Raw genomic sequence first — 21,534 nt, 5'->3', positions numbered from 1 at the left:
AGGGTCAGGACATCTGGAACACGGTGACCAAAGGCTCCGCCACCGGCGCGTTGCCGGGATGGGTCTCCATCAGGTCCGCCATATGCGCCCACCAGCGCTGCATGACGGGGTGGGCAGGCAGATCGTGCATGCCGTGATCGTCGCGCCGCCACAGCACGCCAAACAGGATTCGGCTTTCCCGGTCCAGATGGATGGAATAATCCCGCACGCCCGCGTCCTTCAGTAGGGCCACCAGCTCGGGCCAGATTTCATCATGGCGGCGGATATACTCCGCCTCTGCTCCCGGATGCAGCCGCATCTTGAACGCATATTTGTGCATCATTTCCTCCGCAGCAGACGGGGCAGCGAAATCACGCCGATCAGCAGGAAGCCCAGAAAAATGTTCATCACGATCCCCGGCACGTTCAGCAGGCCAAAGCCAAAAGTGACCATGCCCATGATCAGCGCCGCCAGCACCACGCCCGGAATACTGCCCGACCCGCCCAGAATGCTGACCCCGCCCAGCACCACCATCGTGACCACCTCCAGTTCCCACCCCGTCGCAATCGAGGGGCGGGTGGAGCCCAGGCGCGAGGTCAGGCAAACAGCGGCAATCCCGCTCATCACCCCGGTCAGCAGGAAAAGGATGAACCGCACCCGCGCGACGCGAATGCCGGAAAACTGCGCGGCGGTGGCATTATTGCCGATGGCGAACACCGCACGGCCAAAACTGGTGCGGTGCAGCAGCAGATAATAGACCACCGCCATCGCCGCAAACAGCGCCATCTCAAAGCTGATCACCCACCAGACATAGCCCTGCCCAAAGAACTTGAAGCTCGCCGGATAGCCTGTGAACGCCTTGTCACCCAACACGATGGAGGCGATGCCGCGAAATAAGCTCATGGTGCCGATGGTCACCACGATAGAGGGCAGACCCAGCCCCGCCACCAGCGCGCCATTGATCGCCCCGCACAAAAGCCCGGTACCGATCCCGACCAGCACCAGAACCGGCGTATCCGCCCCGGCCGCCATCGCCACCCCCATTGCGGTGGAAGCCAGTGCGATGATGGAGGCGACCGAAAGATCAATCTCGCCGGCGATGATCAGCATCGCCATGGCAAAGGCGATCAGCGCCTTTTCGGTAAAGTTGAAGGTGGCATCCGACAGATTCCACGCATTCAGGAAATAGGGCGAGGCAAAGCTGTTGGTGACAAACACCGCAATGGCCACAGCGACCAGAATCGCTTCCCAGCTGCGCAATGCGCGCACGGCAGGCGATTGTAGACGGTCAGGCAGGATACGGGTGTGCGGGGTCATCTTGCCTCGGCCGATTTGAGAATGATGCGACCCTTGGCGCGCGATTGGGTGGCATTGAAGGCCACGGCCAGCACAATGGCCGCGCCGGAAATCGCCATCTGCCAGAATGGCGAAATGCCGACGACGGGCAGCGCATTCTTGATCACGCCCAGAAACAGCGCGCCCAAGACAGCGCCGATGATGGTGCCCGCACCGCCCACAATGGCCACGCCGCCGATCACGCAGGCGGCCACCACGTCCAGTTCAAACCCGCCCGCAACAGCGACATAGGCCACCGCGTAGCGCGCGACCCAAAGATAGCCCGCCAGGCCCGCCAGCGCGCCCGAGATCACAAAGGCCGCAAACTGGCTGCGCCCCACGTTGATGCCGGCATACACCGCCGCATGCGGGTTGCCGCCAACAGCATAGAATGACCGGCCCAGCGCAGTGCGTGTCAGCACCACAGTGAACAGCACGATCAGCGCAATCGCCATCCAGCTCATCACCGGCAGGCCCATCAGCACCGTGCGCGGCAGCGCCTTGAACCCGTCGCTCATCTGATGCGCGTTGACCCACTGGCCCCCCGTCATCAAAAAGATCGACCCACGGAAAATCGTCATCGTGCCCAGCGTAACCACAATCGACGGAATGCCCAGCTTCCACACCAGCACCCCGTTCACAGCGCCCAGACCCGCGCCCAGCAGGATCACCCCCGGCAGGATCAACGCCAGCGGCACGCCCGCGCCGTTCATCAGCGCCGCCACCATGCCGCACAGCGCCAGATTGGCCGCAACCGACAGGTCGATGCACTTGGTCAGGATCACGATCATCTGCCCGATGGCCAGGATGATCAGCGGCGAGGTGTCGTTGAACACATTCGCCAGATTGGCAGGCCGCACAAAGGCCGGGAACCGCGCCGCCACCACGCCGATCAGCACCAGAATCGCCAGCGCCAGCAGCGCCTCGCGGGATTTCAACAGGTTCATGCCGCCACCGCCAATCCGGCGGCAGCGCGCACCAGCACCTCGGGCGTCATCCGATCCCCCGTCACCTCATCCACGATCCGGCCTTCGCGCATCACGATCACCCGGTCCGACATGCCCAGCACCTCGGGAATTTCCGAGCTGACCATGATCACCGCCAGCCCTTCTGCGGCCAGTTCCGCCATGAACTCATGCACCGCCGCCTTTGACCCGATGTCGATGCCCTTGGTCGGCTCGTCCAGAATGATCACGCGCGGCCTGGTGGCCAGCCATTTGGCGATGACCACCTTTTGCTGATTGCCCCCCGACAGCAGCCCTACATCCTGATCGAGGCTCGCCGCCCGCAGGTCCAGCCGCTGCGTGTAGTCGCGCGCCAGCTTGAATTCCTCGGCCAGCCGCAGAAATCCCGCGCGCGAGGTGCGCGAAAGGGAGGGCAGCGTGACATTCTGGAAAATCGGCAGGCCCTTGACCGCGCCTTGCTTGCCGCGATCCTCGGGCACATAGACAATCCCCGCCGCAATCGCTTCAGAGGTAGAGCGGATCACCTGCACGGAATCGTCGATCCGCGTCGCGCCCTTTGAGGGCTTGGTGATGCCGAACAGCGCCTGCATCACCTCGGAGCGCCCGGCCCCCACCAGCCCGTAGAACCCCAGAATCTCGCCCCGGTGCAGGGTAAAGCCAATGTCGGCGAATTCGGTCGGATGGCTGTAGCCTGACACGGTCAACACAGGTGGGCCGATGTTGCGCTGGCGCGCCGGGAAGATCTGGTCGACCGACCGGCCCACCATCATCTGCACCAGAGCGCTTTCGCTCACGTCGCCCATCGCGCCCTCGCCGACAAACTGCCCGTCGCGGAACACGGTGTAGCGGTCGGCGATGCGGAAGATCTCGTCAAACTTGTGGCTGATGAACAAGATGGCCTTGCCCTGCGCCTTCAGCGTTTCGACCAGCTCATAGAGCTTATGAATTTCCTTGTGGCTCAGCGCCGCCGTGGGTTCATCCATGATCACCACCCGCGCATCAATCGACAGCGCCCGTGCGATGGCGACCAGATGCTTTGACGCGATCCCCAGATCGCGCAGCCGCAAATCGGGGTTCAGCTTGGCCCCAATCCCCTCCAGCAGCCGCACCGCGCCCGCGCGCATCGCGCTGCGGTCGATCAGGCCCAGCCGCGTGCGGGGCGCATGACCCAGCCAGATGTTCTCGGCCACGGTCAATTCGTCAAACAGCACGGTTTCCTGATGAATCGCGGTCACCCCCGCCGCACTCGCCGCCTGTGCGGTGGGAAACTGCACCTCGGCCCCGCCCATCAAGATGCGGCCCGTGTCGGGCTGATACAGCCCGGTGAGCACCTTCACGATGGTGGATTTGCCTGCGCCATTTTCGCCGATCAGGGCAGTCACCTTACCGGGGTAAAGATCAAGCTGCAGGTCTGAAAGCGCCTTGACCCCCGGAAATGACTTGGAAATGCCGCGCAGCGAAAGAACGGGCTTCATCACGGATTCCTTTGGGAGCAAATGCCCCGGCCGACGGAGCAGCCAGCCGGGGCGGGTGACATATCAGAAGATCGACTTGAACTGTTCGATGTTCGACTTGTCATAGGTGAAGGGGTCCGACATGGCCGCTTCGTTGTTCTTGTCCAGAACCGCCGCGCCGATCCGGCCCATCGGAATGGACGCGCCCGGCTTGGCCGTGGCACCCTTGATCAGGTTGTAAGACAGCATAGTGGCCGCATAGCCCAGATCAATCGGGTTCCAGATCGCGAAGCTTTTCGTCGCACCCGACTCCACCGCGCCCGCCATTTCCGAGGGCAGGCCCAGACCCGTCACGTTGATCTTGCCGATCTTGCCCGCATCCTTCACCGCCTGCGAAGCCGCCAGAATGCCGACCGTGGTCGGCGCGATGATGGCTTTCAGGTTCGGATAGGTGGCCATCAGGCCCCGGGCCTCACGATAGGATTTGTCAGCCAGATCGTCGCCGTACACCGTCGCCACAAGGTTCACGTTCGGATAGTTCGGCAGCACCTTCTTTGCCTCTTCGATCCAGATATTCTGGTTGGTGGAGGTCGAGGTGGCCGACAGAATCGCCACATCGCCGGTGCCTTTGATATGATCGGCGGCCAGCTTGATGATGGTGTTGCCGATCAGCGCGCTGGACGACGGGTTCAGGTGCATCTGGCGGCCTTCCTTGGCCACGCCCGAATCCCACGAAATCACCGTGATGCCACGGCTCATCGCGCGTTTCAGCGCCGGTGCCACGGCATCGGGGTCATTGGCCGAAATCGCAATGGCGTTGACGCCCTGCGCGATCAGCGCGTTGATCACCTCGATCTGGCCTTCGGCGGTGGTGTCGGTCGGGCCGGTGTAGATGATTGTCACACCGCCCAGTTCCGCCGCCGCCTCTTTTGCGCCCTTGGCGGCGGCTTCAAAGAAGCCGATGCCCAGCGCCTTGACCACCAGCGCAATCTTGACGTTTTCCGCCGCCACCGCTTGCGTCATTAGCAAGGTGGCAATCGCCGCCGTCGTCAGTGTCTTTTTCAGAATTCCCATCAGTTCCTCCCTTATGAGCCGTTTCCCATCCGCTTCAGGCGTCGCCTGTGCAGTCCTCGCGTCTGTCCGCGATACCGATATGGATCGCGATCAGCCTGATATCCGCGGCCTCCAGCATGGCGGCGTCGCGGTCTGTAATGCCGTCATCGGTGATGACGGTGTGGATGCGTGACAGCGCGCACAAAAGCAGGCTGGAGCGCGCGGCAAACTTGGTGCTGTCGGCCAAGACCACCAGCTCATCCGCCTGACCGATCAGTTTCTGTTCGGCCTGCACCAGCAGCGGGTCGCCCTCCATCAGGCCCAGCGGGCCAAGCCCCCGGCACCCCATGAACATGCGCCGGGCATAGAAATGGCGGCTGCCGTCTTCATCAAACGGCGACAGGATGATGTTCTGCTCGCGGTAAATCGCACCGGCAGGCAGCAACACGGTGTTCTTGGAATGCTTGAGCAGATGCTCGGCAATCGGAAAGCTGTTGGTGAACACCTGGCAGCGCTTGGCCGTCAGCGGATGCACCATCTGAAAGGTGGTGGTGCCGCCGTTGATGATGATCGCCTCACCATCCGCGCACAGATCCACCGCCGCCCGCGCAATCGCCCGCTTTTCCGCCAGCCGGATTCCTTCGTTCACACTGAAGGGGCGCGCATTGATGCCGACGAACTGCGGTGGTGCGATCGATTCCGCCCCGCCCCGCACCCGGCGCAGCTTCTTTTGCACATGCAAGGTGGCGATATCCCGACGGATCGTCGCCTCGGATGTTCCGGTCAGCGTGACCAGATCGGCGACGGTCGCCACCGGCCGACCTTCGATGGCTGACAATATGAGCCTGTGCCGTGCGCTCTCGTGCATCGCGCTCTCCCTGCACCGCCATACTCCATTGAAAACGATTGCTGTCAATCAGTTTCGATCATGACACATCATTGTATACCGTATAATGATTGAACATGATTGTTTATGATTGACAGGAGGGAGAAGGCTGGCACATTTGCCGCCATGGGCGAGGAGGATTTCATGACCATTAGCGAAAACCGGCTGCAAAATCTGTGGGATGAAGCCCGCGCTTCTGCCATGAGCGAGTCGGAAAAGCTGCTTTACCGCTCCAACCTCTTGGGATCAGACAAGCGGGTGACGAATTACGGCGGCGGCAACACCAGCGCCAAGGTGATGGAACGCGACCCGCTGACAGGCCAGATGGTCGAGGTGCTCTGGGTCAAGGGCTCGGGCGGTGACATCGGCTCGATGAAGATGGATGGCTTTTCCACGCTTTACATGGACAAGCTCAACGCCCTGCCCGGCCTGTATCGCGGCCTCGCCTTCGAGGATGAAATCGTCGGGTATCTGCCCCATTGCACCTTTGCGCTGAACCCGCGCGCCGCCAGCATCGACACGCCGCTGCACGCCTATGTGCCGCGCAAGCATGTCGATCATGTCCATTCGGACGCCATCATCGCCATCGCCGCCTCGGTCAACTCCAAGGAGCTGACCACCGAGATCTTCCGCGCGGATATCGGCTGGCTGCCGTGGAAAAAGCCGGGGTTTGAACTGGGGCTGTGGCTGCAGGCATTCTGCCGTGACAATCCGCAGGCCCGCGGCTGTGTGCTGGAAAGCCATGGCCTGTTCACCTGGGCCGATGATGCGAAAGACTGCTACCTGACCACGCTTGAGATCATCAATCAGGCGGCGGATTGGCTGGATGCGAAATCTGCCGGCAAGCCAGCCTTCGGCGGGCAAACCCGCCCGACCCTGCCCGCCGAAGACCGGCGCGCCGTGGCCGCTCGCCTGATGCCGGTGATCCGGGGCCTGGTCTCGCAAGATCGGCACAAGGTCGGGCATTTCGACGACAGCCCCGCCGTGCTCGAATTCCTCGGCTCGGCCATGCTCGAATCGCTGGCCCCGCTAGGCACCTCCTGCCCCGACCATTTCCTGCGCACCAAGATCCGCCCGCTGGTAGTGGATTTTGACCCGGCATCCCCCGATCTGGAGGCCACCGTCGCCACACTGGCCCCGGCGCTGGATTCTTACCGCGCAGATTACGCCGCCTATTACGACCGCTGCAAACATCCCGACAGCCCCGCGCTGCGCGACCCCAACGCGGTGGTCTATCTGGTGCCGGGCGTCGGCATGATCACCTTCGCGCTGGACAAAGCCACCGCCCGCATCTCGGGGGAGTTCTACATCAACGCCATCAACGTGATGCGCGGCGCCAGCCTTGTCTCCACCTATCAGGCCCTGCCGGAACAAGAGGCGTTTGATATCGAATACTGGCTGCTGGAAGAGGCAAAGCTGCAACGCATGCCGCGCCCCAAGGCGCTGGCAGGCCGGGTGGCGCTGGTCACCGGCGGGGCGGGCGGCATTGGCGCGGCAACGGCGGAGCGCCTGTTGACCGAAGGCGCCTGCGTCCTGCTGGCCGATATCGACGTGGCAGCGGCCAAGGACGTGGCGGCCGGCATGGTAAAGGGCTTTGGCCCCGATGTCGTGCGCACCGTGGCGATGAACGTCACCGATGAATCGCAACTGATCGCCGCCTATGCCCATGCGGCGGTCGAATTCGGCGGCATCGACATTCTTGTGTCAAACGCGGGCATCGCCTCTTCGGCCCCGATCGAAGACACCAGCCTCGCGCTGTGGAACAAGAACATGGACATCCTGTCCACCGGCTATTTCCTTGTCAGCCGTGAGGCCTTCCGCCTCTTTCGCACGCAAGGCATCGGCGGGTCGGTGATCTTTGTTGCCTCCAAGAACGGCCTCGCCGCCAGCCCCAACGCCAGTGCCTATTGCACTGCCAAGGCGGCGGAGATTCACCTCGCCCGCTGCCTTGCCCTCGAAGGCGCCGATGCGGGCATAAGGGTGAATGTCGTCAACCCCGATGCCGTGCTGCGCGGATCAAAGATCTGGTCTGGCGAATGGCTGGAACAGCGCGCGAGCACCTACAGGACCGACAAGGACGGGCTGGAGGAGATGTATCGCCAGCGGTCCCTGCTCAAACGCTCGGTTCTCCCCGAAGATATCGCCGAAGGGGTGTATTTCTTCGCCTCTGACCTCACCGCCAAATCCACCGGCAACATCCTGAATGTGGATGCGGGCAACAAGGAAGCGTTCACGCGCTAGGGGAGCCAACATGGCACACGCATACGACTCCGCCCGCCAGCACTTTGCGGATTGGGGCGTGGATACCGAATCCGCGCTCACCTCGCTGGCCGCCATCCCGATTTCCATGCATTGCTGGCAAGGCGATGATGTAAAAGGGTTCGAGAGGAAATCCGGCACCGCAGGCGGTGGCATTCAGGCCACCGGCAACCACCCGGGCCGCGCCCGCAACGTGGCCGAACTGCGCGCCGATCTGGAATTTGCCTACGAGCAAATTCCCGGCAAGCACCGGCTGAACCTGCACGCCTTTTATCTGGATGCCGACGACATGCCCGACCGCGATGCCATCGAATATCGGCATTTTGCGCCTTGGGTCGATTGGGCCAAGGCGCAGGGGGTGGGGCTTGATTTCAACCCCACCTTCTTTGCCCACCCCAGGGCCGATGACAACCTGACCCTGTCGCACCCCGATGCGGGCATCCGCAATTTCTGGATCGAGCACGGTCGTCGCTGCCGCGACATCGCCGCACAGATGGGCGTTGCATTGGGCAGCCCGGTGATCAACAACATCTGGGTGCCTGACGGGTCAAAGGATGCGCCCGTCGACCGCATGGCCGCGCGGCGGCGGCTGGAGGCTTCGCTCGATGCGATGATGGCCACGCCGCTGCCCAAGGCGCAGATGCGCGACGCGGTGGAATCCAAGCTGTTCGGCATCGGGGTGGAATCCTGCACCGTGGGAAGCCACGAGTTTTACCTTGGCTACGCCATCCGCAAGGGCACCATTCTCTGCCTCGACATGGGCCATTTCCACCCCACCGAAAACGTGGCCGACAAGCTGTCATCGGTGGCGTTGTCGGTGGATGAGATCCTCCTGCACGTCTCGCGCCCCGTGCGATGGGACAGTGACCATGTGATACTGCTCAACGATGATATTCTGGCCATGGCGCAAGAACTGGTCTTTGCCGATCTGCTGGGCCGCACCCATATCGGGCTTGATTTCTTCGACGCCACCATCAGCCGCACTGCGGCTTGGGTCATCGGCACCCGCAACATGCAAAAGGCGCTGCTGCGCGCGCTGTTGCTGCCGCAAGCGCGGCTGAAAGCGGCAGAGGAATCGCTGGATTACACTACCCGCTTGATGCTGACCGAAGAAGCCAAAGACCTGCCCTTCCCCACCGTCTGGGCCGAATTCTGCGCCCGCGCCGATGTGTCCACAGGGGCGCGGCTGATCGGCGCGCTTGAACGCTATCAGGCAAAGGTGGCGATGCGCGGGTGATCGATTTGATTGCACAGAATGTGATCTTTGAACATTGAGCAAGACTTAGAGCTGATCGGCCCCCACTGATGAGACCTGTGCGCGGGTGGGTATTTTCGATTTTATATCAACGCTTTGACAAGTTTGTTGAGAGCCATTGGGCCCGGTGAATTGCTATTCCCCCACCCCGTGTCAGGCTGGTTTTGCTGTGATTGTCAGGGAGCGCTTGAGGTTGCAGGCGATGGCGGTGAGCAGGACCTGGGCGTTTGCCTTGGCGATTCCCCGCCATCGCATGCGCCTGAGGCCGTAGCTTCGTTTCCATGTCCCGAAGATCTTCTCGATCCTGCCACGAACCTGATGGATGGGGCGGTTGTGGGCCTTGAGCCTGCCTAGCGTTTCCTGCTCATCCCGTCCCCACATGGCGATGGCCACGATGCGGGGCGTTCCACCCCTGGCGCGCACGGCTTCGGCAAAGACCTGGCCGCGATAGGCACTGTCGGCGAACACCTCGCCGGGATTCTGCGGAAGCGCCGCAAATCCGGCCCGTCCATCATGGACATTGGCCGGCGTGACCGACACCTCCTCGACCAGCGCAGCACCAGCATCCGCGCCGACATGGGCCTTGAAGCCGTGGACGGCCGGCTTTGTCTTGTGTTTCACCCAGCGCGCTTGTGTGTCGTCCTCGCTGGCAGAGGCGATGATGGTCGCGTCGACAATGGTGCCGGTCTTCACCGTGACCGCCTTCGCCTTGAGTTGCGCGGTCACCGCCTCGAAAACCGCGCGGTCCAGCCCGGCCCCGATCAGGGCGCGGCGGAAGCGGACGAACGCTGTCCGCTCCGGTACCGGTTCAGTGCCACAGAAGCCGCAGAACCGCCGGAATGACGCCCGGTCGTCAAGCGCCTCCGCCAGTTTCACTTCTGACAGATCGTACCAGACCGACAGCAGCAGCGCCTGGAACATCGACAGCGGGGGCCACGCGGCTTCACCTTTCGCGCTGGCATGAACAGGTGCCAGAAGCGTCATGACCGGTGACCAATCGATCAGGGCCGAAAGTGTTTCAAGCGACGAGACCGACCTCGTGCCCGATCCAGAACCAAGCTGCTCCTGCCCAATCACCCGGTGCACCAGTGCTGCCTCCGACTCTCACGCAAGTGAAGTGAACCAGAGACTTAAATCAGTGTCCAGGCACCCGCGCACAGGTCTCATAACCATTGAGCTAAGGGCCCTCGCACGAGGGATACGTTGGCGGCTGGCGTCTCGTCAATGCGAGGGCGGCATGTAAAGCGCGGGCATGCTCGTCAGCAAAGAAAAACCCGGCCCACTGTCAAGCGGGCCGGGCCGTGTTTGCTGCTGTCGCCGCCCGGGGTCAGGGACGGGGGGCGCCAAGCTCCGGATAGTCCGACAGCATGGGAGCGCCGTTGATCGGTTTCTGGGCGCCCTGGTGGCAGGTCGCGCAGTAGGCCTTGGCCGCGTCGCCTTCGGGGCCGAGCTTCTCGGCCGGATAAGTGGCGCTGAGCGGCGCGAGATAACTGCTGTTCACATCCTGAAGCATGCGGATGCCGTGGAAGGCGGTGACGCGTTGCGGCGGCGCATCCTTCCACGAACTGAAATCGCGCGAGTTGTGGCAGAAGGTGCAGTTGACGGCGAGGGACTCCGACATGTGGTTCATGAGCGCGTTCGTGCGTTCAGTGACGGCGATCGTTTCGCCCTTGGCTATCGGCAACGCTGTCTTGCCGGTCACGCGGATCGTCTCGGCATACTGGATCAGCGGTGTGAACGGATCGGCAGGAAGGGACGCCCGTCCAACGTGCTTTCCAGCAAGGTTCTGGCCGTTATTCGCACCAATCCAGCCCCCGCCATCGGCAAGATTCCTGGGGTGCCCCCCGCCCGTGAACCAGGTCTGGGTCGGGATCGGGTTGCCGCGATGGCAGGTGTAGCAGCTCACGCCGGTGGCGCCGACATGGCTTGTCCAGGTCGTGTTGATCTCGCGCGTCATCTGGATCATGCGGCGGGCGGTCTTGTACTGGTACTTTGACTCGTCGGCCATGTTCTCGAGATTGTGGCAGTAGGCGCACCCCTGCCCCGGCTCGGAGCCGGCGACGCCGCCGGGCGCGACCCAGGCCGTCATCGCGACCATGATGCGAGTGAACTCGGTCTCGCTCAGATCGCCCAGCACCTTCACGTTCTGGTAGATTGTTGAGGCGCGGGGGCCATCGCGGTCGCCGGGGGGGATGACCTCCGGCGCCACATTGACTTCATTGAGCGCGGCGACGGTGCGCGCGGTCTTGACCTGCTCCATGCCGGTGCCGCGATAGCCCACCTGGGCGGTGTCGGGCGGGGACTGATCGCAACCGGCGAGCAGCATGCCGAGTCCCAGGGTCAGCGCGGCGAAACCGGCGGCGCGAACGGTTCTTTGCGTCAAGGCTCTCATTTCACCGCTCCAGGAAGCAGGCTGGGATCGACCACCGGCGGGTTCACCATCGGATAGGCCGGGGCGTAACCATAGTGCTGGGCCCAGAGGTACCAGTTGTCGACGACCGTGCCCGTGAGAAGGATGCCGATCCCGCCCGTGATCGGGGTGAGGACTGCGAACCACCAGGCCCAGCGGTGAATCGATTCCATGGTGGCGTTGAAGCCCATCGTCCAGCGCCAGAACAGGGCGGCACGTTCGGAAGCCGTGCCACGATCGACGACCTGCTCGATCTCGCGTTCGCCACCATAACGGGTGACGGCCAGGATGGTGCCGGCATGCATGGCGAAGAGCAGCACGGAGCCATACAGAAAGACGATCGAGAAGGCGTGGAACGGATTGTAGTGCAGGTTGCCATACCGGATCGAGAAGGCCTGCACCCAGTCAAGGTGAGGGAAAATGCCATAGGGAACAGCCTCGCACCAGCAACCCATGGCGATCGGACGGATGAAGCCCAGCACCAGCATGAGCCAGATAGCTGCGGCAAAGGCCCATGGAACGTGGGTGCCCATGCCAAGCGCCCTGGCGCGAGAGTAGGTGCGGGCCCACCAGAACAGTACCGAGGCCGTGAAAAAGAAGCCCGTCATCAGGAACCAGCCACCCTCGTTCAGAGGGATGAACGGATTAAGACCGTGCTTGGCCAGCGGCGGCTCGAGGCCGAGCCAGAAGAGCTGACGAATGAACTGCACCGGGTCCCAATTGACTGACGCCCACATGTTGAGACCGATGATCTCGAAGGCAATGATGCCGCATGCAATCGACAGCAGGCCCCAGACGCCGAGATAGAACGGGCCAATCTGCGCATCGCCAATCTTGCCAAGCCAGTAACTGTGGCTCGTCCTGGTGCCGCGCTCGTAAATGCCCTTTGCAATGGGGATGCCGAGGTCGTCAGGTCCGCGGACCTGAACGCGGGTGAAGATATTCTGGTAGTCTGTGGTTGTCAGAAGACCCATTTTGTCCCTCCCCTCAGGACCAGATTGGCAGATCAAGCCACCAGCTCCACCATCTGGGCCATCCCTGGGTCCAGAACGGTCCGCTGATGACGATGCAGATGGCTGACCAGAAGCCCGCCGAAAGGGCAAGGAACAGACCCAGTCGGTGGATGCCGATCGTGCCGATGGAATAGCCGATGAAATCGCGGAAGTAGGCGTTCTCATGCTCGGGGGTTTTGACCGGCTCGCCGGCCTTGGGATTGGTAGCGGACAGGACCAGCGCGCCATGCAGCGAAAGGGCAAGCGTCGTGGTGAAGAAGAAGGTCACCGCGATCATGTGGGCCGGGTTGTACATGAAGTTCAGGGACTGATACCCAACGTTGGAAACCCAATCCAGGTGGCTGAAAATGCCATAGGGGAAGCCATGGCCCCAGGCGCCGAGCAATAACGGGCGAATCACCACCAGGGTCACATAGGCGAAGATCGCGACGCCGAAGGCGAACGGCACATGAAAGCCCATGCCGAGCTTGCGGCAGATTTCGATCTCACGCAGCATCCAGGACACAAACGCCCCGATGGCGCAGATGGTGATGATCTGCCAAAGGCCGCCTTCGGCCAGCGGGGCCAATCCCAACCCGTATTTCAGGTCTGGCGGCGCTATGTTGATAGTCCATGGATTGAAGGTGCCTTGCAACGACGCGCCGTAAAAGATCAGCACGGTGCCAAGGAACGAAAAGAACGCGGCTGTAACGCCGAAGAAGCCGACATAGAAGGGGCCAACCCAGAAATCGAAAAGGTCCCCGCCGATCAGCGTCCCGCCACGGACGCGGTATTTTCTTTCAAAACTGAGCATTGCCATCGTGTTGGCCCCCGCGTGGACACCCTGAAACATCTCTCTCGCCTCCGTGGGCGAGTAGGGCGGGCAAGTTCGAGCGCATGCGCCGAAGCTCGTCCGCCCTGGTCTGCCTTACCGCTTCGCAACCACAGGCGCGCTGAGCCAGCTGCCGTAGCGCGGCGTGCTGAGCTGCACGAAGTGGTTGACGAGCACCATCGCGAAACAGAAGCCGAGGATTGCAATCAGCGAACGGCGCGGATCGAAAATCAGCCAGATTCTCCACATGTCGAATTCTCCTTCTCTACGTTTCAGTGATCATCAGAACCACGGACGCCACATCCAGATCAGGATGTGCGCGAACAGCGAAGCAGCGCCGAAACCCAAAGTTCCCTGCATCATGAACTTGTGGAATTCCTGTGCCTCACCTTCTGTCAGTCCCGTGAGGGACTGCCTGTCTCTGTCAGCCATGACCTGAGACTCCTCAATACTGGCCGAAGCCGTTACCGCGCCCATCCCGCGCGGCTGGGATCGCCCTCGTGAAACCACGATGACTGCCCGCCCGGTCGCCCGGACAGGATCGCTGGCGGCCCGGTCGCCCGGGCCACGCCTCAGCCCATGAAGGCGAAGGCGATGGTGGCCTCGCTGGCCTGACGGGCCTGCGCGAAAATCGAGATGGGGGAAGCCGGACGAGCCAGAAGGCCGCGGCCGAAGGGCGCCAGGCGTGACATGAGCGCAGCGGCCAGGAACAGCGGATAGGTGAGCGCCACCAGAACCCGGAAAGCGATCCGGTCATGGCTGCGGGCGCGGGAGCGGGGCATTTCAAGTCGCATGTCGGTCATGAGTCACCTCTGATTGCTTTTCTAGCATATTCCAGCGGAGTTGACAGCTATTTTGTCTATTTAATTTGACAGTCGAGGGTCTAAAAAAGGCATATGAATTTTTAATTTTAATTCAAAAAGTATTGTATTTTAAGGTCTTAGCCGGGATTTCGGCCTGAGATCACATCCTGCGCGCGGCTCACGGACGACTCCGTGACCTCGCCGGCTCCCGTGGCGCGCGCGTCGCGCTCGGCGGCGTCGCGAAGGCGCTTGGCAGCGGAGATGCGCACCAGGACGGGGTGCTCCTCGACCACGCGATCAAGCATGGACCTGGCCTTCTCGCTCCATGGCAGCTCCTCGTGCAGGCGCGATGGGGTGGCGTCTATCGCGTCCATTGCGGTCGCGAGGGGGAGGATGTTGAAGAGCGCGTCGAACAGGGCGTTGCAGACCTCCTGGACAAGGTAGGTGGCGCCGGCATAGCCCATGAATGGCGTGCCGGTGTGCCGCCTGATGATGGCGCCGGGGAAGGATGCGGGGATGTAGATGGCGCGCCCCCCGCACTCGGCGAGATACATGCGCTCATTGTAGCTGCCGAAGAGAATCAGCGGCGTCTTGGTCTTGACGAGATCGCGCACCTGATCGTTCAGGGTCTTTTCGCCGGCCTTGCGCGGCACGGCGAAGGTGCAGGGCAGGCCCATCTCGTCCTCGAGGAACTGCCTGATGCCGCGCGTGTAGGTTTCGTTCGCGACGATGGCGAAGGAGGCGGTGGCGAAGAAGTCCTGCGTCACCGAGCGCCACAGATCCCACAGCGGCTTGATGGTGGTGTGCTTTTCACGAGCGATGAAGGGCTCGGGATCAAGGCCCGTGAGTTCGCCCAGCTTGCGCAGGAACCTGGTGGTGGAATGCAGGCCGATCGGCGCCTGCAGGTAAGGCCGGTCGAGCGCCTCGCACAGCAGCCGCCCATATTCGCGGTACATGCAGATATTGACCTCGGCGTCGCCCAGCCGGCCGATGTCCGCCAGATGCGTGCCGAGCGGGAAGCACAGATTGATCTCGGCGCCGATGCCCTCGACCAGACGCCGGATCTCGGCCACGTCGGAGGGCATGTTGAACACGCCGTAGCTGGGCCCGATGATGTTGACCCTGGGCCTGGCGCCCTCCTTGCGGGGCTTCAGCGCCGGCGTCTTCTTCGGGCCGAACTGCTTCCAAAGCCAGGCCATGGCCCGGTTGGCGCATTGCCACTGGTCCTCGTCGATGGTGCGCGGCAGGAAGCGCAGGATGTTGGTGCCTTCGGGCGTGACGCCGCCGCCGATCATCTCGGAGATCGAGCCGGTGACGACCACGGAGGGGAGCCCCGGATCAAGCGTCTTGTGCGCGCGCTTCATGGCGCCTTCGGTGCCATGCTGGCCAAGCTCTTCCTCGCCCAGACCCGTGACCACGATCGGCAGCTCATGAGGAGGCAGCGCATCGGTGTAGTGCAGCACGGATGTGACCGGCAGGTTCTCGCAGCCCACGGGTCCGTCTATGATGACCTGAAGGCCCTTGATGGCGCAGAACACGTAGACCGCGCCCCAGTAGCCCCCTGCCCTGTCGTGATCGAGCACCAGCATCAGACGATCTCCCCCGCCATGCCCATGTCGGTCTTGCCAAGCTTCGCCAGCTGTTTCTTGCGGAACTCCGGCCTGTCGCGCGGCATGTCGGACCAGATCCCGGCCGCATGGCCCTCGCCCACGCCTTCGAAGAAGTCCTTCATCACGTCCATGCGGGCCTTGTTGACCATGGCGGCGTTGACCACCTGGGCAAGCGAGCCCGCGCCGGCGACGCCCATCAGCGGCCGAGCTGAGATCAGATTGGTGAAATAGAGCGAAGGCATCCCCATTGCCTTGGCATGCTGGACCACGGGCGTCGTGCCGATGGCGAGATCAGGCATGTGATATTCCACCGCCGCGAGGTCGTTTTCGAGCGAAGCCCGGAACTGGATGTGGACGTTGCGGGCCTCAAGCCACTCGCGGTCGGGGTCGGACCAGGGGGTGCGCGGGCAGGCCGTGCCAACATACGGAACATGGGCGCCGCTCTCGATCAGCAGACGCGCCACGAGCAGCTCGGAGCCTTCATAGCCGGAAACCGTGATCTTGCCCGTGATCGGCCTTGCCGCGAGCGCGGCGCGGATCATCGGCAGCATCTGGTCCTTGGCGGCCTGAACCATGGCCCTGGACACCTGAGCCGCCTCGCCGATGGCGTCCAGCCAGGCGGCGGTGCCGTCATGGCCCACGGGCGCGGAGCCCACGATGGGCCGACCGGCGGCCTCGAACTCGCGGATCGAGGCGGTGTAGAACGGGTGGATGGCCGCGACTGCGGCGCAATCGAGCGCGGCGTAAAGCTCACGCCATTCGCGCGTGGGAACCACAGGGCCGGCGGCGAGGCCGAGCGCGCCGAGCATCATTCCGATGCCGACAGGATCGGCCGGGAACATCTCGCCAAGCAGGGTGACCGTACGCTTGTCGTTGCGTCCGCCGCGCGGGGCCGCGACAGGGCCGGACTCGGCCTCCTTGCGGGCGAAGTTGAGCATGGCGCCAGCCAGCACGTCCTTGGCCTCGGCATGGGTCGGCACGCCGAAGCCCGGCACGTCGATGCCGATGACGCGCACGCCGTCGATGGTGTCGGGCAGAAGGCGCAAGGGGACGCCGGAGGCCGTCGGCACGCAAAGGTTGATCACCACGATGGTGTCATACTGGTGCGGGTCGGCGAGCAGGTGCACGGCCTCGCGGATGTCCTCGAACAGCTTGCCGGTGACCAGCGTCTCCGAATTGAAGGGCACGTAGCCCACCGTGCGGCGTGCGCCGTAGAAATGCGAGGTGAAGGTCAGGCCATAGACGCAGCACGCCGAGCCCGAGAGCACGGTCGCGGTGCGGCGCATGCGCAGGCCGACGCGCAAGCTCCCGAAGGCTGGGCACATGCTCTGCGGCTGATCGTGCGGGCCCTGCGGATAATCGGCGGCATAGCGCGCCAGCGTGTCGCTGGCCCCGGCGGCGATGGCAGCCTTGCGCATCTCGGCGCGGCCGGCATGGCAGCCGGAGCCGAGCGCCTCGGAGGTGGCCACGGCCCTGGTCGCGGCGGCGATCTCGGCTTGCGAGGGCGCAGCCTTGACCGGCTCGGGCGTGGCCACGGGCGCGGTTGCAGCAGATCGCGGCGGCGTCTTGTTCAGGTTGTCGATCAGCGTGACCATGGCAGCCGCGCTCCGTTCAGGCTTCGTCGTAAATGACTTCGAGGGTGGGCTTCTCGGCGATGACGCCGCCGCACATGTCGGCCAGCGAAGCCGGCTGAAGCACGTAGTCGCGACCCGTGGTGTCGGCAGAGAACAGTCCCAGCAGCCCGTCCTGGCTCAGCGGTGCGGGCCGCATGGGCCTGGATTCACCCACATTGCGCGCCAGCTCCTCGAACATCGGGCCCCAGCGGTCGCCGGGGCGGCCGATGATCTGGTAATTGGCGCTCTTCCTGCGGATGTCCTCATCAGCGGGGATGGACGCGAGAATCGGGATGCCGACGCTTTCGGCGAAGGCAGCAGCCTCGCCCGTTCCGTCATCCTTGTTGATGACCATGCCGGCCACGCCGACATTGCCGCCGAGCTTGCGGAAATACTCCACCGCCGAGCAGACATTGTTCGCGACGTAGAGCGATTGCAGGTCGTTCGAGCCGACCACGATGACCTTCTGGCACATGTCCCGCGCGATCGGCAGGCCAAAGCCGCCGCAGACCACGTCGCCGAGGAAGTCGAGCAGCACGTAGTCAAAGCCCCATTCATGGAAGCCGAGCTTCTCGAGCAGTTCGAAGCCATGGATGATGCCGCGCCCGCCGCAGCCGCGCCCGACCTCGGGACCGCCCAGCTCCATGGCGAAGACGCCGTCGCGCTTGAAGCAGACATCCTCGATGCGGACTTCCTCGCCGGCGGCCTTCTTGCGCGCCGAGGTCTCGATGATGGTGGGGCAGGCCTTGCCGCCGAAGAGGAGCGAGGTCGTGTCCGATTTCGGATCGCAGCCGATCAGCAGCACGCGCTTGCCCTGTTGCGCCATCATGTAGCTGAGATTGGCGAGGGTGAAGGATTTGCCGATGCCGCCCTTGCCATAGATCGCGATGATCTGGGTCCTGGTCTCGTGGACGGCGTCCTCGGCAAGGTCCGGGCCGGGCGCTGGCGCGGCGACTGCGCCGTGAGCTGCCAGGGCGGCCTCGCGCGCATGGCTGGTGGAGGGCGGCGTCAGGGTTGTGGTCACGCTCATGGGCAGGTTCTCCAGTCGAGAATCATCTTGATGCACGCCGGGTCGGCGAAGGCGGTTTCGTAGGCACGGGATGCGTCGGACACCGCAGCGCGGTGGCTGACGAGCCCCTCAAGCGAGAGAGCGCCGCTCGCGGCGAGCGCGATCACGGCGGCGAGGTCGGCAGGCGTGAATTCGGCGGCGATGCGAAGCCTGGCCTCGCGCATGAAGGCGGGCGGAAAGGCGAAGCTCAACGGCGTTTCATAAAAGCCCGCGAGAATGATCTCACCGCCGCGCGCCAGCCTTGCGATCAGCGTGTCCAGCAAGGCGCCGTCGCCGCTGACGTCGCAGATCGTGGCATAGTCGCAGCGGGCGTCGGCCGCCGGATCGATGACCCCATAGCCGTCACCGCCGGAGCGCCGGAGCGGATTGGTCTCCCACACGGTGGGGCTGCCGCCAGCCGCCACGGCGAGCCGGGCGAGAAGCCGGCCCAGGACGCCATGGCCGATGATGAGATCAGGCACAGCGCCGCCGGCCAGCGCATGGTGCGCGGTCGCGGCCAGCGCCAGCAGCACGCCATTCTCGCCGAGCCGCGCATCGATGGGCAGGACCTTGGCGCCGGCGGCGACAAGATGGTGGGCCGCGCCGCCGAACAGGCCGCTCACGCCGCGAAAGCCGCGGGAGCCCGGAACGAAGACATGCTCGCCCGCCGCGCGGCCCGAAGCGGAACCCGCTTCGCGCACGATGCCAACGGTCTCATATCCTGGAACCAGCGGATACTGAAGGCCCGGGAAATGGGGCATGCGCCCGCTCCACAGGAGGCGCTCCGTGCCGGTGCTGATGCCGGACCACAGGACCTCGACCAGCACGTCCTGATCCGTCATGTCCACGAGCCCGACCTGATCGAGGACCAGGTGGCGCGGCTCCTTGAGAATGATGGCGTAGGTGCTCTTCACGACACCCGATCCCTTCGTGCAGGCCAATGGCCTGATGTCATGATACCGAGACGGCCTCAGCTGTCAATTTGTGCTGACACTTATATGGACGCTTTACGGGCATGGATCAGTCCGGACAATAACGGACGCGGCATGGCGATCTGGCGGGCCTCGACGAAGCCGGCGCCGGCCAGAAGGGCCAGGATCTCGGCGGGCGTGCGGGCCCTGCCCTTGCCCATCGCCAGGAGGTAAAACCCGAAATAAGCGTCCGCCATGGGCGCGGACCCGGCATCGCCCGCCATGGGCTCGGCGATCAGGAGCGAACCGCCCGGCTCGAGCGCTGCATGGATCGCCACCAGAAGATGTCGGACGGTCTCGTCGCCATGGTCATGGGCGATGCGCACCAGCGTGATGAGGTCAGCGCCGCCGGGCAGCGCATCCGCCGTGAAGGAGCCGCCCGCAAGGGTGACCCGGTCGCCCAGGCCCGCAGCGGCGAAGCGCGGGCGCGCTGTCTCCACCACGGCGGGAAGATCGAACAGGGTGAGCGCAAGGGCCGGCGCACGGCGCGCGGCCGAGCGCAGGAAGGAGCCGTCGCCGCCGCCGACATCCATCAGGCGCCGGTGGCGCGCGATGTCGTAGGCATCGAGCACATCCTCGGCGACGAATTGCTGCGAGGTGGCCATGAGGTCGGTGTAGGGCGCCACGGCCTCGGCGCCGAGCGCGGCCGGATCGGCGCCGTCAGCATAGGGCCAGTAGCGCGCGAGCTGCGTGGTGTCGGCCTCTCCCCGCAGCAGCGCCAGCGGGTCGGCCATGTCGGCGTAGAACATCGCGTGATGCTCGATCATGGCCTTCACGCCGGGGTTGCCGCGCATGGCAGCGCCAAGCTGGCCAAGGCCGTAGCGGCCGCCTGACCGGAGCTGGAGCAGATCAAGCGAGGCGGCGGCCCGCAGCAGGCGCTCGGACATGGCCGGGCTGAGACTCGTCTGCCGGGCCACTCCCTCGGCATCAAGGGGGCGGCGGGCCAGCAATTCGAACAGGTCGAGCTTCACGCAGGTGAAGAGCACCTGCGAGTAGACGAAGCCAGCGCACAGATCGAAGCAGGCCCGGGCCTTGCGCGCCGAAATGCGCCGCGTCAATGGAAAACGCGCGGCGAGTATCTGGAAGCGCTGGCTGGCGAGCAGCCGGTCACGCGCGGCATAGGCGGCATCGACCAGACGGGCCCATGCGGAGAGCGGCATTGCCGGCACAGTGCCCATGCTGCCTCCTCAAGCGGCCCTGATCGACAGCTCCGGCGGCAGGAAGCGGGTAGCCTCGCGCTCGATCGCTGCCTTGAGGCCGGTCTGTCCCGGGCAGGCCGGGATCGCCTCCACCGCCTCGGCGATGAGGCGGTCGAGCCAGCGTATGGCACCGTCCATGCCCAGTTCCGTAACGGCATTGGGGCGCCCGCGCGCGGCATCCTGGCCGGCGGGCTTGCCCATGCCGTCGGCCGTGTCGGCGGCGTCGCGGATGTCGTCCGCCACCTGATAGGCGCAGCCCAGACGCTCGCCGAGCGTGCGCCAGTCCATGGGATCATGCCCGGCCGCAAGGGCGCCGCCCGACGTCGCCGCCGCGAAAAGCGACGAGGTCTTGGCGCGGTGATATTCGGCAAGCGGGATCATCGGCTCGCTTTCCCAGGCCTGCCCGGCGCAGATGCCATGGGGCGCGCCCACCGCCTTGGCGACGATGCCGACCAGGCCGGCCAGCCGCACGGGATGGGTCGCCGCTTCACGCGCCAGCGTCTCGAAGGCCAGCACGATCAGCGCATCGCCGGTCAGCACCGCGAGAGGCTCGCCAAACGCCTTGTGCACGGAAGGCTTGCCGCGCCGCATGTCGGCATCGTCGAAGCAGGGCAGATCGTCATGAACCAGCGAGGCGCAGTGCAGGAACTCGATGGCGCAGGCGGCCGCATCAGCAGCAGCGGGATCGGAATCGCCGCAGGCGCGGGCGACGGTGATGGCGAGGCGAGGCCTTAGCCTGTGACCGCCGGGAAAGACGGCATATTGCAGCGCCGCCGCCAGCTTGGGAGGGCAGGAGGTCTGGGTGATGGCCAATGCAGCCTGCATGGCCTGCTCGATCCGCGTCATCATGGCCACGGTCTCCTGTGCGGC

At 64.2% G+C, this 21,534-nt stretch carries 21 protein-coding genes; 2 read left to right on the top strand and 19 right to left on the bottom strand.

The window, feature by feature from the left end; genetic code table 11:
• Window positions 1–4: 4 nt before the first annotated feature.
• The 6 genes from HEQ16_06390 to HEQ16_06365 form a co-directional block, all read right to left on the bottom strand.
• The gene (locus tag HEQ16_06390; GenBank protein MCO4053677.1) at window positions 5–322 is read right to left on the bottom strand and encodes an L-rhamnose mutarotase; all 318 of its coding nucleotides are present in this window, start codon (window positions 320–322) and stop codon (window positions 5–7) included.
• Window positions 319–1,311 (bottom strand): ABC transporter permease, encoded by a 993-nt coding sequence (locus HEQ16_06385; protein ID MCO4053676.1) that lies wholly within the window; start codon window positions 1,309–1,311, stop codon window positions 319–321. Before HEQ16_06385 ends, HEQ16_06390 begins: the two co-directional genes overlap by 4 nt.
• The gene (locus HEQ16_06380; GenBank protein ID MCO4053675.1) at window positions 1,293–2,261 is read right to left on the bottom strand and encodes an ABC transporter permease; all 969 of its coding nucleotides are present in this window, start codon (window positions 2,259–2,261) and stop codon (window positions 1,293–1,295) included. The genes HEQ16_06385 and HEQ16_06380 overlap by 19 nt, the downstream gene beginning before the upstream one ends.
• Window positions 2,258–3,754 (bottom strand): sugar ABC transporter ATP-binding protein, encoded by a 1,497-nt coding sequence (locus tag HEQ16_06375; GenBank protein ID MCO4053674.1) that lies wholly within the window; start codon window positions 3,752–3,754, stop codon window positions 2,258–2,260. Before HEQ16_06375 ends, HEQ16_06380 begins: the two co-directional genes overlap by 4 nt.
• A 63-nt stretch (window positions 3,755–3,817) precedes the next feature.
• Window positions 3,818–4,807, bottom strand: a complete 990-nt coding sequence (rhaS, locus tag HEQ16_06370) for a rhamnose ABC transporter substrate-binding protein (GenBank protein MCO4053673.1) — start codon at window positions 4,805–4,807, stop codon at window positions 3,818–3,820.
• Window positions 4,808–4,841: 34 nt separating this feature from the next.
• A complete protein-coding gene (locus HEQ16_06365; protein ID MCO4053672.1) occupies window positions 4,842–5,654 on the bottom strand; it encodes a DeoR/GlpR transcriptional regulator in 813 nt (270 codons plus the stop codon).
• A gap of 162 nt (window positions 5,655–5,816) precedes the next feature.
• On the opposite strand from HEQ16_06365, the gene HEQ16_06360 reads away from it, so the two are divergent.
• Both HEQ16_06360 and HEQ16_06355 read left to right on the top strand, forming a co-directional pair.
• Window positions 5,817–7,913 (top strand): bifunctional rhamnulose-1-phosphate aldolase/short-chain dehydrogenase, encoded by a 2,097-nt coding sequence (locus HEQ16_06360; protein ID MCO4053671.1) that lies wholly within the window; start codon window positions 5,817–5,819, stop codon window positions 7,911–7,913.
• 10 nt (window positions 7,914–7,923) lie between these two features.
• Window positions 7,924–9,168, top strand: coding sequence for an L-rhamnose isomerase (locus HEQ16_06355; protein MCO4053670.1), 1,245 nt, complete (start codon window positions 7,924–7,926; stop codon window positions 9,166–9,168).
• 171 nt (window positions 9,169–9,339) lie between these two features.
• Here the strand turns inward: HEQ16_06355 and HEQ16_06350 are convergent, their stop codons facing one another.
• From HEQ16_06350 to HEQ16_06290, 13 genes are all read right to left on the bottom strand, one after another.
• Window positions 9,340–10,275, bottom strand: a complete 936-nt coding sequence (locus tag HEQ16_06350) for an IS5 family transposase (protein ID MCO4053669.1) — start codon at window positions 10,273–10,275, stop codon at window positions 9,340–9,342.
• Window positions 10,276–10,513: 238 nt separating this feature from the next.
• Window positions 10,514–11,578, bottom strand: coding sequence for a photosynthetic reaction center cytochrome c subunit (locus tag HEQ16_06345; GenBank protein MCO4053668.1), 1,065 nt, complete (start codon window positions 11,576–11,578; stop codon window positions 10,514–10,516).
• Window positions 11,575–12,570, bottom strand: coding sequence for a photosynthetic reaction center subunit M (locus HEQ16_06340; GenBank protein MCO4053667.1), 996 nt, complete (start codon window positions 12,568–12,570; stop codon window positions 11,575–11,577). The genes HEQ16_06345 and HEQ16_06340 overlap by 4 nt, the downstream gene beginning before the upstream one ends.
• 13 nt (window positions 12,571–12,583) lie before the next feature.
• Window positions 12,584–13,408: a photosynthetic reaction center subunit L gene (locus HEQ16_06335; protein ID MCO4053666.1), complete on the bottom strand. Its 825-nt coding sequence runs from the start codon at window positions 13,406–13,408 to the stop codon at window positions 12,584–12,586.
• A gap of 108 nt (window positions 13,409–13,516) precedes the next feature.
• Window positions 13,517–13,669 (bottom strand): light-harvesting protein, encoded by a 153-nt coding sequence (locus tag HEQ16_06330; GenBank protein ID MCO4053665.1) that lies wholly within the window; start codon window positions 13,667–13,669, stop codon window positions 13,517–13,519.
• A 33-nt stretch (window positions 13,670–13,702) separates the two neighbouring features.
• Window positions 13,703–13,852 carry a light-harvesting protein gene (locus HEQ16_06325; protein MCO4053664.1) on the bottom strand — a complete coding sequence of 50 codons (150 nt, stop codon included), beginning with the start codon at window positions 13,850–13,852 and terminating at the stop codon, window positions 13,703–13,705.
• Window positions 13,853–13,992: 140 nt separating this feature from the next.
• Window positions 13,993–14,223 carry a hypothetical protein gene (locus tag HEQ16_06320; protein ID MCO4053663.1) on the bottom strand — a complete coding sequence of 77 codons (231 nt, stop codon included), beginning with the start codon at window positions 14,221–14,223 and terminating at the stop codon, window positions 13,993–13,995.
• Between the two features lie 137 nt (window positions 14,224–14,360).
• Window positions 14,361–15,812: a chlorophyllide a reductase subunit Z gene (gene bchZ, locus HEQ16_06315; GenBank protein MCO4053662.1), complete on the bottom strand. Its 1,452-nt coding sequence runs from the start codon at window positions 15,810–15,812 to the stop codon at window positions 14,361–14,363.
• Window positions 15,812–17,428 carry a chlorophyllide a reductase subunit Y gene (gene bchY / locus HEQ16_06310; protein MCO4053661.1) on the bottom strand — a complete coding sequence of 539 codons (1,617 nt, stop codon included), beginning with the start codon at window positions 17,426–17,428 and terminating at the stop codon, window positions 15,812–15,814. The genes bchZ and bchY overlap by 1 nt, the downstream gene beginning before the upstream one ends.
• Before the next feature lie 16 nt (window positions 17,429–17,444).
• The gene (locus tag HEQ16_06305) at window positions 17,445–18,476 is read right to left on the bottom strand and encodes a chlorophyllide a reductase iron protein subunit X (GenBank protein MCO4053660.1); all 1,032 of its coding nucleotides are present in this window, start codon (window positions 18,474–18,476) and stop codon (window positions 17,445–17,447) included.
• Window positions 18,473–19,408 (bottom strand): chlorophyll synthesis pathway protein BchC, encoded by a 936-nt coding sequence (gene bchC / locus HEQ16_06300; protein ID MCO4053659.1) that lies wholly within the window; start codon window positions 19,406–19,408, stop codon window positions 18,473–18,475. The genes HEQ16_06305 and bchC overlap by 4 nt, the downstream gene beginning before the upstream one ends.
• An 80-nt stretch (window positions 19,409–19,488) precedes the next feature.
• On the bottom strand, window positions 19,489–20,625 hold the full coding sequence (locus HEQ16_06295) for a methyltransferase (protein ID MCO4053658.1): 1,137 nt from the start codon (window positions 20,623–20,625) through the stop codon (window positions 19,489–19,491).
• A gap of 27 nt (window positions 20,626–20,652) precedes the next feature.
• On the bottom strand, window positions 20,653–21,513 hold the full coding sequence (locus tag HEQ16_06290; GenBank protein ID MCO4053657.1) for a polyprenyl synthetase family protein: 861 nt from the start codon (window positions 21,511–21,513) through the stop codon (window positions 20,653–20,655).
• Between the last annotated feature and the right edge of the window lie 21 nt (window positions 21,514–21,534).

Source organism: Bosea sp. (in: a-proteobacteria) (assembly GCA_023910605.1).
GTDB lineage: Bacteria > Pseudomonadota > Alphaproteobacteria > Rhizobiales > Beijerinckiaceae > Allobosea.
The sequence above is the reverse complement of the archived record's forward strand: the minus strand, read 5'-3'. Positions and strand labels throughout refer to the sequence as shown.